General features: G+C 68.7%; 12 protein-coding genes and 1 riboswitch. Of the genes, 6 read left to right on the top strand and 6 right to left on the bottom strand.

Annotated elements, in window-relative coordinates:
- Window positions 1–108: 108 nt before the first annotated feature.
- The 3 genes from ABZ070_RS01670 to ABZ070_RS01660 form a co-directional block, all read right to left on the bottom strand.
- Complete coding sequence (locus tag ABZ070_RS01670; protein ID WP_356628747.1) at window positions 109–1,134, bottom strand: methyltransferase; 1,026 nt, start codon at window positions 1,132–1,134, stop codon at window positions 109–111.
- 52 nt (window positions 1,135–1,186) lie between these two features.
- A complete protein-coding gene (locus ABZ070_RS01665) occupies window positions 1,187–2,251 on the bottom strand; it encodes a right-handed parallel beta-helix repeat-containing protein (protein ID WP_356628745.1) in 1,065 nt (354 codons plus the stop codon).
- 91 nt (window positions 2,252–2,342) lie between these two features.
- On the bottom strand, window positions 2,343–2,894 hold the full coding sequence (locus ABZ070_RS01660; protein WP_356628743.1) for a hypothetical protein: 552 nt from the start codon (window positions 2,892–2,894) through the stop codon (window positions 2,343–2,345).
- Window positions 2,895–3,190: 296 nt separating this feature from the next.
- On the opposite strand from ABZ070_RS01660, the gene ABZ070_RS01655 reads away from it, so the two are divergent.
- Window positions 3,191–3,745, top strand: coding sequence for a hypothetical protein (locus ABZ070_RS01655; protein ID WP_356628741.1), 555 nt, complete (start codon window positions 3,191–3,193; stop codon window positions 3,743–3,745).
- Between the two features lie 104 nt (window positions 3,746–3,849).
- Here the strand turns inward: ABZ070_RS01655 and ABZ070_RS01650 are convergent, their stop codons facing one another.
- Window positions 3,850–4,644, bottom strand: coding sequence for a LysM peptidoglycan-binding domain-containing protein (locus ABZ070_RS01650; RefSeq protein WP_356628739.1), 795 nt, complete (start codon window positions 4,642–4,644; stop codon window positions 3,850–3,852).
- 4 nt (window positions 4,645–4,648) lie between these two features.
- Window positions 4,649–4,836, bottom strand: a riboswitch (cyclic di-AMP (ydaO/yuaA leader).
- Between the two features lie 364 nt (window positions 4,837–5,200).
- Window positions 5,201–6,679: a glutamate--cysteine ligase gene (locus ABZ070_RS01645; protein WP_356628737.1), complete on the bottom strand. Its 1,479-nt coding sequence runs from the start codon at window positions 6,677–6,679 to the stop codon at window positions 5,201–5,203.
- Window positions 6,680–7,326: 647 nt separating this feature from the next.
- On the opposite strand from ABZ070_RS01645, the gene ABZ070_RS01640 reads away from it, so the two are divergent.
- Both ABZ070_RS01640 and ABZ070_RS01635 read left to right on the top strand, forming a co-directional pair.
- Window positions 7,327–8,253: a hypothetical protein gene (locus ABZ070_RS01640; protein WP_356628735.1), complete on the top strand. Its 927-nt coding sequence runs from the start codon at window positions 7,327–7,329 to the stop codon at window positions 8,251–8,253.
- A 322-nt stretch (window positions 8,254–8,575) separates the two neighbouring features.
- Window positions 8,576–9,493 carry a BTAD domain-containing putative transcriptional regulator gene (locus tag ABZ070_RS01635; RefSeq protein ID WP_356628733.1) on the top strand — a complete coding sequence of 306 codons (918 nt, stop codon included), beginning with the start codon at window positions 8,576–8,578 and terminating at the stop codon, window positions 9,491–9,493.
- 108 nt (window positions 9,494–9,601) lie between these two features.
- On the opposite strand, the gene ABZ070_RS01630 is transcribed toward ABZ070_RS01635, so the two are convergent.
- Complete coding sequence (locus ABZ070_RS01630) at window positions 9,602–10,144, bottom strand: hypothetical protein (RefSeq protein WP_356628731.1); 543 nt, start codon at window positions 10,142–10,144, stop codon at window positions 9,602–9,604.
- Window positions 10,145–10,565: 421 nt separating this feature from the next.
- Here ABZ070_RS01630 and ABZ070_RS01625 point away from each other — a divergent pair, with 421 nt between their 5' ends.
- From ABZ070_RS01625 to ABZ070_RS01615, 3 genes are all read left to right on the top strand, one after another.
- A complete protein-coding gene (locus ABZ070_RS01625) occupies window positions 10,566–11,456 on the top strand; it encodes a hypothetical protein (RefSeq protein ID WP_356628729.1) in 891 nt (296 codons plus the stop codon).
- 71 nt (window positions 11,457–11,527) lie between these two features.
- Complete coding sequence (locus tag ABZ070_RS01620; RefSeq protein WP_356628727.1) at window positions 11,528–11,737, top strand: hypothetical protein; 210 nt, start codon at window positions 11,528–11,530, stop codon at window positions 11,735–11,737.
- A complete protein-coding gene (locus ABZ070_RS01615) occupies window positions 11,734–12,006 on the top strand; it encodes a hypothetical protein (protein WP_356628725.1) in 273 nt (90 codons plus the stop codon). The genes ABZ070_RS01620 and ABZ070_RS01615 overlap by 4 nt, the downstream gene beginning before the upstream one ends.
- Window positions 12,007–12,035 lie beyond the last annotated feature (29 nt).

Below are 12,035 nucleotides of genomic sequence, written 5' to 3'. Positions count from 1 at the left end.
GTCGGTGGCCCGGAACAGCCATGCGTGCCACACCTGATTGCGGTGCAGCAGACCGACTACCGGCCCCGTCACGAGCGAGCCGCCCTTGCGCGCACGGCCACGGGCGGCTCAGCCCGGGACCACGCTCTCGAAGACGTGCAGATAGGCGTTGACGGGACGGATGTCGCCGATGACCAGGCCGGCGTCCGTCATCCGGCTGGTCATGCTCTCCTGCGTGTGCTTGGCCCCACCGACGTTGAGCAGCAGCATCAGGTCCATCGAGGTGGTGAACTTCATCGACGGCGTGTCGTCGACGATGTTCTCGATGACGGCCACCCGGGCTCCCGGGCGGGCCGCCGCGACGACGTTGCCCAGGGTGCGGCGGGTGCTCTCGTCGTCCCACTCCAGGATGTTCTTGATGATGTACAGGTCCGCCTCGACCGGCATGGTCTGCCGGCAGTCGCCGGGGACGATGCTGACCCGGTCGGCGAGCGTGCCGCCCTCGAGCAGCCGGGGATCGGCGGCGGCGACGACGCGGGGCAGGTCGAGCAGCGTCCCGGTGACTCCGGGGTGCTTCTCCAGCAGGCTCGCCAGCACATGCCCCTGACCGCCGCCGATGTCCGCGACGGTCTTGACCCCTTCCAGGTCGAGCAGTTCGGCGACGTCCCGCGCCGACTGCATGCTGGAGGTGGTCATGGCCCGGTTGAAGACATGGGCCGACTCGTGGGCGTCCTCGTGCAGGTAGTCGAAGAACTCCTTGCCGTACAGGCCGCCGAAGACACTGCGGCCGGTCCTGACCGCGTCGTCGAGGAGCGGCCAGGCGTCCCAGGTCCAGGGCTCGGTGCACCACAGGGCGATGTACTTGAGGCTGTGCGGGTCGTCCTCTCGCAGCATCCGGGACATGTCGGTGTGGACGAACCTGCCGTCCTCCTCGGCGAAGATCCCGTAGCAGGTCAGCGCGCGCAGCATCCGCCGCAACGCCCTCGGGTTGGCCTTCAGTTGTGCCGCGAGCTCCTCCGCGGTCGCCGGTGCGTCGCCGAGGGCGTCCGCGACGCCCAGCCGGGCCGCCGCGCGTACGGCCGCGGCACAGGCGGCACCGAAGACGAGCTCCCTCAGCCGCATGGCGGTCTGAGGTGTTGCGCTTGCAGTGGTCATGCGGTCTCAGTCTTTCGTGAGTGGGCAGGGCCGGTGGCCTCCGTCCGGTCGGTCAGCACAGGCCCGCGGGCTCGGAGGCCCGGCACATGTTCTCGGCGAAGATGTTTCCGGTGCCCTTGGTGTCCCTGTTGGCCAGGTCCGCCTTGCTGTTGCCCGTCACCAGGTTGTGCCGGATGACGTTGTCGGTGCCGGCGGCGCCCACGATGCTCTTGAACAGGACGATGCCGCCGGACATCGGTGCCGAGCCCACGTGGTCACGGACCAGGTTCGCTTCGACCAGGGTGTCCTCCGTGCCGGTGAGGACGATTCCCGTGCCCTGGATCTCGGGCAGCCGTGCGGTGGCGTCGCAGTGCTTGTTGTTCTTGTAGATGTGGTTGAAACGGACCGTCAGCGCGCCCGCGCGGGGCACCGTCTCGTCGCCGACGAGGAATGCGCCGGCGCAGTTCCGGGTGATCTCGTTGCCCTGCAGCGTCAGGTTCCGCACGCGGCGGACGGTCGCGCCGATCCGGTTGCCGCTCATGATGTTGCCGCTGACGACCGTTCCCTTGGTGTCGGTGGCACCTGCCTCCTCGCTGACGGTGTTCGCCACGAAGATGCCTGCGTCTCCGTTGCGGCGGACGACGTTCTGCTGCAGCTCCGAACGGGTGGACCGCTCCTGCGCGATGCCCCAGGTCCCGTTGTCCTCCGAGGTGACGTGGCGCACCGTCAGCCGGTCGGTCCAGGCGGCCCAGATGCCGTTCTTGGCGAAGCCGCTGAGCCGCAGCGAGCGGATCCTGACCTTTTCGAGCGGCTGCACCTTGGTGCCGAGGACGCAGATCCCGTTGCCGGCCGCAGCGCAGGAGTCGGTCTTGGCGGGCTTGGCCGCCGGCTTGATCACCGTCCGTGCGCCCGCCCCCTGGAGGGTCAGACGGGGCTTGGTAATGCGGACGCTTTCCTTGTAGGTGCCGGCGGCGATGTTGATCGTGTCGCCGGGCTGTGCGGCGTTCACGGCAGCCTGGATCGACTGGCCGGGCCGTACCTGGTGTGTGACGGAGGCATGGGCGGGGGCGGAGGCGCCGAGGCCGGACACGACGAGCAGAGCCGTGCAGCCGAGGACGGTCGTTTGTCGCTTTGTCATAACCCGAAGCTATGCGGCAGAACGCCCAAAATGGCGCAAACCACGCCTGGGCGAGCTTGTGTCGCCCCGCCCAGACGTGGTCCGCCGGCGGTCAGGACTCTTCGAAGTAGGCGTCGAGGACCGCGTCGAGCTCCGCCGTCCACTCACTCAGACGGCTCCTGGCGGGCGCTTCGACGTCGGCGTTGAACCAGCGGTTGGCCGCGACATGGACGGTGACCGTGAACCGGCGTCCGAAGCGGGCCGGCTTCACCTCGACGGCGCCGATCTCGTCCCAGTGGAAGTCCGCCTCCTGGTCGTCCAGGGTGAAGCGGATGCCGCTGCGGTCGGCGGTGATCGACCCGCGGCGGTCGCGGACCTCGAAGACGGGCCCGTCGGCGGCGTCGTCACCGGCGGGCTCGGCGTCCGACTCCTCGGCGGGCGTCCCGCCGACCGCCGCCAGGGGCTCGTCACCCTCGGCGTCGGTCCCGGTCTCGGCCTCGGCCTCGGACGCGGTCTCGTCTTCGGGCGCGGTCTCCTCGGCCCTCTTCTTCCCCTCCTCCCCGCCCTTGGCGGCAGGCGCGGGCGCCGTGAGTCCCGGGATGTACGCCGGATCCGTCCCCACGCCGATTTCGATCTTCGTCTTCGGATCTATCTGCTGCTCCACGGCGGGCAGTATGGACGACGAACCTGTACGAGACCAATGCGGTCGACCGATCGACCTCCGCGCCCGCGCCACCCTCTGGCGATAACTGGATCACCGAGTGCGCCACGCCCCTGGAGTGTGACCTCGCGGCCGGGCGCGGACCGCGGTGCCGGCCGCGCGGCAGCGTTCGACCAGTGGCGGGGTGCCGGCGGATCCGGGCGTGTACTCAGACCGTCCGGTCCTCATACTCATCCCGTGCTCGCAGCCGGTCGGCCAACTGCCGGTCACACGGCGGACGATCGCTGTAGCCTCCGGCCATGACCACCGACACGGAGTGCCTGGTACTCACTCAGCAGCTGCGCCGCCGGGGGGCCGTGGTTCTCGCGGTGTTCGCCCTGGTGTGGGCCTGCGCGGCCGGTTCCGGGCTCGCATCGACGACTGTTTCCGTCGCCGTCGGCGGTGTGGGCGCCGCGCTGACCGTCGCGGCCGTTGTTGTTGCGTTCCGGGGCGCCGCGGGACCCGCGCGCCGCACGGTGCGGCTGCCGGAGAAGTGGAACCGCGGGGTCGGCCTCGTGAACGCCGTCGAGGTCGTCGCGATCTTCGCGGTGATCGCCGCTTCGAACGCGACGGGCCACGCCGAGCTGATCCCGCCGGGGATCTGCCTCGTGGTGGGTCTGCACTTCTTTCCGCTGGCGCGTCTCTTCGATCAGTGGCAGTACACGTGGACGGCCGTTCTGCTGACGGTCGTCGCGGTCGTCGGCACCGCGGTCGCCCTGGCCGGGTCGACGGATGAGAGCGTGCGTGTTGTGGTGGGGGCAGGGGCGGCCGTGGTGTTGTGGCTGTCCTCGTTCCATGTGGCCGTGCGGGGCTGAGCGCCGGGCACGGCCAAGGGCCGGAGACCGGGGCGCCGCCGGACGCCCCGGGCTCCGGCCCGGCGATGAGATGCTGCGGCCTGTCGGCCGTCGCAACGGTCCCGTCAGTAGGGGCCGTTCACGTTGTCGATGGAACCGTAGCGGTCGGCGGCGTAGTTGCACGCGGCCGTGATGTTGGCGACCGGGTCGTACAGGTCGTTGGCCGTGCCGGGGACGTGGTAGGCGTCGAAGGTCGGCTGGATGACCTGCAGCAGGCCCTTCGAGGGCGTGCCGTTGATGGCGTTGATGTCCCAGTTGTTGATGGCCTGCGGGTTGCCGGAGGACTCACGCATGATGTTGCGGTGAATTCCCTCGTAGCTTCCCGGAATGCCGTGCTGGGCCATGATGGCGAGCGATTCCTTGATCCAGCCGTCGAGGTTGTTCGCGTAGGTGGCGGGCTTGGCAGCCGGCGCGCTCTTCCGCTCCGAGCGGTCCGCGCGGTCGGTCGCGGCGGTCCGGTCGGCCTTCTTGGGCGCGGCCTTTTCCTTGGCCGGGGACTTTGCGCCGATCGTGAGCTCGAGACCGGGGTGAATCAGCGCCGGATCGTGGCCGATGGCCCTCCGGTTGTCGTTGAAGAGCTCCTTCCAGCCACCGCTCAGAGAATACTTGGCGGCGATCTTGGAAAGGGAGTCACCCGCGACCACGGAATAGGTGGTGACCTTGGACTTCTGGGCGGCGGCGGCCACGGTGGCCGGCGCGACGGTCTTCTCCGCGGCCGCGGGCAGCGCGGCCGGTGCCGCCTGAGCAGCGGTGGTGCCCATGAGCGGGAGGGCGAGTGCGGCGCCGCCCGTGCCCGCTGCGACGAATCCGCGGGTGAGTGAACGGGACTTGGGACGACGGTGCTTACCCTTTGCGGGCATGGCGGATTCCTCTCCGTCGCCTGCGAGGTGAGCTGTCGGGTTCGGGCTGGAGATGCCCGGTCGCATCTGTGGCGACTTCACCCCGAGCCGTTCCGGTATTCCGGATCGGCGGCTTACCTGGTTCCCCCGCTCCTGCCGTACGTGAGTGGGTGCGGTGTACCGGACGGCGGCAGGATTCGGCGGTCCATCCGGATTGACGGTGACGTTAAGCGAGAGGATCCCGGCGGAACAAGTCCCGAATTTCACATCACAAAGCGGACGTCTCTCCCTGATGGGTAATTCACGTTGTCAGTGCCGCGTCAAATGGCTCAAATTCCTTCTCGCGGAAGGGAACTGACCCGTACGGCGTTATCCGCACAGAGCGGACCAGGTGACCGACATCACGGGGGATCGGGGCAACCCCCGAGGTTCCCCCAAAACCCACAAACAGCTTCAACTAGCGAGAATGCATGGCAATTCGACTTACAGCGCAGCGCAGGAGAAAGTCTCCATACCAGACATAAATGCACATTGCCGGGCGGATCACTCCGCCCCCATACGGGCGAGCAAGGAGCACTCAGTCCACGGGCCAGGTGTGCGCCGGCGCGTTCAGATGCATGTAGTCGATGTACTGCTGCGTCATGAGCCGAAGCGCCTCATGGTGGTCGACGCGGCTCGTGGCGTCGATGTGGTGGTACATCTCCGCCTGCCAGACCGCGCCGTTGCGCCCGGTGACACAGCGCTGTTCGATGATCCCCAGCAGCGGCTCCCGCCACGCCGCGTCCATGCCGGAGAGCTCGAGACCGCGATGGGCCATGGGCAGCAGACGCCTCAGTACGAGCTCGGCCACCGGCACCTCGCCCATACCCGGCCAGTACAGGCCCGCGTCGATACCGTGCCGCGCCGCGGCGTGCAGATTGTCCTCGGCGGCCTGGAACGACATCCGGGACCAGATCGGCCGCTCCTCGTCGACCAGTGCGCGGGTCAGCCCGTAGTAGAAGGCGCCGTTCGCGAGGGTGTCGGCGACGGTCGGGCCGGCGGGGAGGACGCGGTTCTCGACCCGCAGGTGCGGTCTGCCATGGGAGACGGCATAGACGGGGCGGTTCCACCGGTAGATGGTGCCGTTGTGCAAAGTCAGCTCGGCCAGTTCCGGGGTGTCCCCGCCGTCGAGCTTCTCCCGCGGGTTCTCGTCGTCGCACAGGGGCAGCAGGGCGGGGAAGTAGCGGACGTTCTCCTCGAAGAGATCAAAGACGCTTGTGATCCACCGCTCGCCGAACCACACGCGCGGCCGCACCCCCTGCACCTTGATCTCCTCGGGACGGGTGTCGGTCGCCTGCTCGAACAGAGGGATCCGGGTCTCGCGCCACAGCTCCTTGCCGAAGAGGAACGGCGAATTCGCTGCCAGCGCGACCTGGATCCCGGCGATCGCCTGCGCGGCGTTCCAGTAGGCGGGGAACTCGCTCGGCGAGACCTGCAGGTGGAACTGCGTACTGGTGCAGGCGGCCTCGGGGGTGATCGTGTCGGCGTAGGTACGCAGCTTTTCCACCCCGTCCACGGCGATCCGCAGATCCTCGCCGCGGGCCGCGAAGACCTGCTCGTTGAGCAGCCGATAGCGCGGGTTCTCCGAAAGCGCGGCCTCGCCCACGTCCCGCTGCCGCAGGGTCGGCAGAATGCCGATCATGGCCAGATGGGCCCCGACGTCACGGGCCCGCTGCTCGGCGTGGTTCAGGGCGTCCCGGATCTCCTGCTCCCAGGCGTCGGGGCCGCCGGCGGTCAGTGTCCGCGGCGGGATGTTGATCTCCAGGTTGAACCGGCCCAGCTCGCTGTCCCACGCGGGGTCCGCGATGGCTTCGAGCACATCGGTGTTCTTCATCGCCGGCTCCCCGGCGGCGTCCACCAGGTTGATTTCGATCTCGAGACCCACCTGTGGCCGCTCCGACTCGAAACGCGCCTCGCTCAGCATCGTCGCGAACGTGTCGAGGCACGTCTGCATCTTGTCCCGGTACCGGCGGCGATCGTCACGGGTGAAGACGAGCGCCGGGACATCACGCCCCATCGGGTCCTCCCGCGTTCCGTCGGGCAGACACCTTCCCCCACAGCGTCCCACTCACCGGCCGCCCGGACCAGCGGTGACCGGGACGTCGGACGGCACGAGGCGCCGCCACGGAGCCTCGCCCGGGAGCGCGCTCGGTCCGCGGCGCCGGCCGGTCCCCGCTCACCTCTTGAGCCTTTCGACCGCGCGACTTAACCCAGGCCCTGAATTAAGCCGTGATGGCATTCGGCTGAAGCCGCCGCCCGTCGGCCCCTGCCTTCTGCAAACCCGCTCCTGAAGGAAAGAGCGCGACGGTCGGCGGTTCGGCAGCGGGGACGGCCCGGACGGGACACGCCGAGCCGGAGAGGCTGTGGGACCTCGGGAACGTGACGAGTCATCCTGCCCTTGATCAAGCTCGCGAGCGAGCCCACCGCGACCGCACCCCCTACGGCGAAGGGAACCGACCCATGCGCGGCATCCGAGAAACCGCCACGAGCCGCACCGGGAAGTACGGAAGACGGCGGTTGCCGGTCTGCGGGGTGTCGCTGCTGGTGTGCACCGCACTGGCACTGGGCTCGGGAGCCGCGTCCGCCGGTCCGGCTGGTTCGCCCCCACCCGCAGGTTCGCCCCCGCCCGCAGGTTCGTTCTTGTCCGCCGAGGACCGGCCGGGCGTGACGTGGGACGTGGACCTCGGCGGCGACACCGCCGACGACTCCAACGTCAGCCATCACCCGGACGGGACGCTACGCATCCGCGACAGCGACCTCGAACCCGCCTCCGCGGGCACCGGACGCGCCCAGGCGTCGGCCGTACTGGCAGTGCGCGAGCTGGACCACGGCGTCAACCGCGTCGCGGCGGACGTCGAGGCCGAGCTGCCCACGGGAACGTGGGTGGCCGTCGACGTCCGCGGCCGTACCGGCAGCGGCCCCTGGACCGAATGGCGGGAGGCCGGCTCCGGCGCACCGGCCGAACTCCCGCGCACGGTCACCTCCGTGCAGGCACGGCTCGTCCTCCAGGGCGGTCCGGGCGGCGCGAACCCCACTGTGCTGGGCCTGCGCCTCACCGCGTACTCCGAGGCGACGGCCACGCCCGACACGGCGGCCGCCGCACCGTACACGGCACGCGTCTACGCGACCCGCGAGGGACTGGTCGGCCACACCACCGCCAACGGGCATGTGATCCGGCCGGACGACCACTTCGTCGCCCTGCCCTCCCGCCGCGGGCTGTCCCCCAAGGGCAGCGACGAGTACTCGGTACGCGTCTGCGGCCCCGCGCGGTGCGAGACGGCGCCGGTGTGGGACGTGGGACCGTGGAACACCCACGACGACCATTGGAACCCGCCCTCCGTACGGGAGACCTTCAAGGACCTCCCCCGCGGCAGGCCGGAGGCGCAGGCCGCGTACGAGGACGGTTACAACGGCGGACACGACGAGTTCGGCCGCGAAGTCCGCAACCCGGCGGGCATCGATCTCGCCGACGGCACCTTCTACAACGTCGGCCTGGACGACAACGGCTGGGTGACCGTCACCTATCTGTGGACCGGCGACACCCTCGGCACCACCTCGTTCCGCCGGCCCCTGTGTGTACTCACCTGCTGATCGGCTCGGGCATCGAGTCGGGGCTGCAGCGACCGGCACGCGGCGGTGATCCTTCCCGGTGACATCGAAAGAAGCGGATCGGGCCCGCCCCGTATGGGCCGGCTCGGTGGTCGCGCCCAGCCGATCTCCGCCCACAGGCGCGGTGTTCGCCCGGAGCGGCGAGGGCGACAGAAATCCGTGATCCGTTGTTCCGCGACGTACGCGCCCGCGGCCTTACTCGTGTGTCCCGGCAAGCCGGATGGATTCCCGTCGGCTTAACCTGCAACTGTGATCTTCCGCCCGCTCGGCATTCCGCCGCGGTGCGCCACCGACTGCACCCCTCGTGAACGAAGGCGTCATGGAAACTGGCCGTTCGCACGAAGGACGTCCGCACGATCTCCGGGACCCCCGAGCCGAAGCCTCACCGTCGCGGGTGCGCCTCGAGCTGCTCGGCGGATTCTCCCTGCTGATCGGTGGCACACTGGTGGCCGTGCCACCGGCCTCGGAGCGTCTCCTGGCTTTCGTGGCAACGTACTGCCGGGGAGCGGTTCCCCGGGCTCTGGTCGCCGCGAGGCTCTGGCCCGACGCCCCTGAACGCTGTGCCTACGCGAATCTGCGCTCGACACTGTCCCGAATGTGCAGCATCGGCCGTACCGCCCTGGATGTCACTTCTTATACCGTCTGTCTGGCGCAGGATGCGAGCGTGGATCTCCGGCGGTCCCGAGCGCTGGCAGCTCTTGTCCTTGCCCCTGGCAGCTCGACCCGCGATCGTGGATTCGGCGTTGAAACCGTGACGGAGCTGTCCGCAGATCTGCTCCCGGGCTGGTACGAGGACTGGGCCGTGCAGGAGGCCGAGGCATGGCGGTACCTGAGGACGCACGCGCTCGGAACTCTGGCGGAAGACTTCATCGCGTCGCGACGGTACGCCGAGGCGGTCATCGCCGCCCATGCGGCCGTACGTGCCGATCCCCTCAGGGAGAGCAGCTGCGCGACACTGATCCGGGCGCACCTGGCGGAAGGCAACGCCGCGCAGGCTCTTCGTGAATTCGATCGCTATGTGCGGCGCCTGCGCGCCGAGATGGGCCTTGAACCTCCGCCTCGGCTGTGTCGGCTCATAGCCGGGGTGCGTCCTTCGGATGTTCGCTCTGACCCCCGGAACGTGCCTGGACGTGCGGACCGCAGCCGGCCGGGCGACGAGCGGTCGCCCTCGGTCACGGGCAACACGGGTCACGGATGCGGCGCCCCTCCCCGGGTGGTGTAAGACGTCCATGGCGGTCGGCCGTCGATAGACCCGGCGCGGTTGTCGCGTCGTCAGGCGCGCGCATGCATGAGGGTGCCGGGGCTTCTGCAGGCCACACAGTGGTTCCTGTCAGCGCGCGTTGAGGTAGACGAGGGGGGACCACGCGGTGCACCAGAGGGGTGCAGCATTCCGCCCCGCACCCCAGGGGAACAACTGCCCCAGGCTCTCCCCACCGCATGCCTTCACCATGAAATTCCAGTCGCCGCGGAAGGCATCGAAAGTCGCCACCCGTGCGGCACCTACGGTGAGCCGCGCTTCATGCCAGTTGAAGTCGTTCGGTGTGCTGTACCTCAGGATGTAGTGGCTGTAGGCGGCGATGTTGCCGAAAAGACCGCCGCGCGCCGGGTAGCCGCCGTAGTAGACCTTCACGGTGCCGGCACACCGGTTGTAGCGCGCCCCGAGGTAGGGACTGTTACCCCACTTGAATCGCACTGGCGAGCGCCCGGTTGGGGTCCCGCCGCCCCTGGGCGGAAAGCCGTCCGTGAAGCACGGCGCAGTCGGAGCGGACGGGACGGGGTGCGCCTGACCGACGTCGGGCGTCATCAGCAGGGCAGCCAGTAGTGCTGCCGTGCACGTTGCCGTCACCGGAAGGCGACCGTGAAGAAGGGTCATGAGCCGCTCCACTCCCCTGGTCAGGAATCGGTGGACGAGGCAAGCGTCGCGCGGTCGGCGTGACGACGACGTGACGACGGTGTGACACATCCGCGCAGCACGGGCCGTCGGTTCGCCGCTACCTCGTTCAGGGCTGCACCCAACTCACTACTTGGATTCCGGAACGACTGAAATTGCGCTACGCCCAATCACCGGTTCACCACAGAGAGTTGACTCAGCCGGATTTGGCCGGGTGCAGCCGGAAATCTTGAAAGAGGAAACGTTTTTTCATCAACTGCTCTATTTTCAAATATTTTTGTTGCATCGTCAACTATTTGCTGTTGCGGTCAATGGGGGGCGAATATAGCGTCGAAGTGCCCTAAAAAGGGATGAAATGACGTGCCCTGTATCGGCTCAGTGGCACAGAGAGAGGACGGAAACCATGACGACTCCCAACGGTGGCCAGGCCACCGCCGCCAGGGCCTTCGGCGATGCGCTGGGGCAGGGGATGCCCTTCACCACCCAGAGCGCGGGACAGACCTCGCCCCCACCCTCGTCGCCCCAACCGCAGCAGATCGACCCGCAGTTCATTCCTGTGCTCGCTGCTCTTGCGCCGGTGATAGCCAGCGCCGCTCAAAGCATCATCAGTAGCCTGGGTGCGCAGCAGGGTCAGCCGCAGGGCATGGGGGCGGCGCAGCCGCAGAGTGTGAGCCCGCAGTTCTTCCCCGGATTCCCGGGTATGGCACTGCCGTTCGTGCCGAAGCCGGAGAACGTGATCAGCGGCATCGGCAAGATCTTCGGGCTGAGCGCACCCGAGGGACAGCCGCAGGCGGCCCCCACCGCCGGCCAGCAGCAGATCGACCCGCAGTTCATTCCTGTGCTCGCTGCTCTTGCGCCGGTGATAGCCAGCGCCGCTCAAAGCATCATCAGTAGCCTGGGTGCGCAGCAGGGTCAGCCGCAGGGCATGGGGGCGGCGCAGCCGCAGAGTGTGAGCCCGCAGTTCTTCCCCGGATTCCCGGGTATGGCACTGCCGTTCGTGCCGAAGCCGGAGAACGTGATCAGCGGCATCGGCAAGATCTTCGGGCTGAGCGCACCCGAGGGACAGCCGCAGGCGGCCCCCACCGCCGGCCAGCAGCAGATCGACCCGCAGTTCCTCGAGCTCGTCAAGTTTCTGCCGGGCCTGGTGGAGATCGTCGGCGACGCCGTCAAGAACCTGAGCGCGCCCCAAGGGCAGCCGTCCTACGCGCAGCCGCAGAGTGTCAGCCCGCAGTTCTACTCGGGCATGGCGCATGACGCGCTCGCCCTCCTCCGTCAGATGAACGCCGGGAGGTAGGTGTGAGCACCGCAAGCCTCACCGGGGCGGGCCCTGTGCTCTCGCCCGTATCCCGGGATGTGGTGCAAGGCATGTGTGCGGGAGTACTCCGCCGGATCCATCTCTGGCTGCAGCGCGCCGTCCTGGACGCACCGCAGCTCGCGGAGGTCGTACCCACGCTCAGGCAGGCAGCCACGCTGTACGGCGAGGGGAAGTACGAGGAGTGCCTCTCCCAGGTAATGGCTGTGGGGCGGAAGCTCGAGGAATCGCGTGCCGCCCACCCGACGCTGTCGCCGTTGTGAGCCCTCAGGTGGAGCTCGGGTCGGCCGGCGGCCGGCCCGAGCAGTCCCGCCTCCCCCACATCATCGGCTCCGGCGACCCTGCGGTACTGCACAGCCTCGCGGCCGAACTGGCCTGTGATCCGGAGGTGACCGTCCGCGGACACCACGGCTCCGCCGAGGAACCGACCCTTCTCCTCATCGACATGACAGCCGCTCACGCGGAGCTGCTACGCCGGGCCCATCCTGCGGTGACGATCGAGGTCGATGCGCCGCTGGAACCGTACTCATAACCCTTCCAACCGGGGGCCAGTGGTGGAGC

Origin of the sequence: Streptomyces sp. NPDC006283, assembly GCF_040613325.1 — a bacterium.
In the GTDB taxonomy this organism is placed as follows: domain Bacteria; phylum Actinomycetota; class Actinomycetes; order Streptomycetales; family Streptomycetaceae; genus Streptomyces.
The sequence above is the reverse complement of the archived record's forward strand: the minus strand, read 5'-3'. Positions and strand labels throughout refer to the sequence as shown.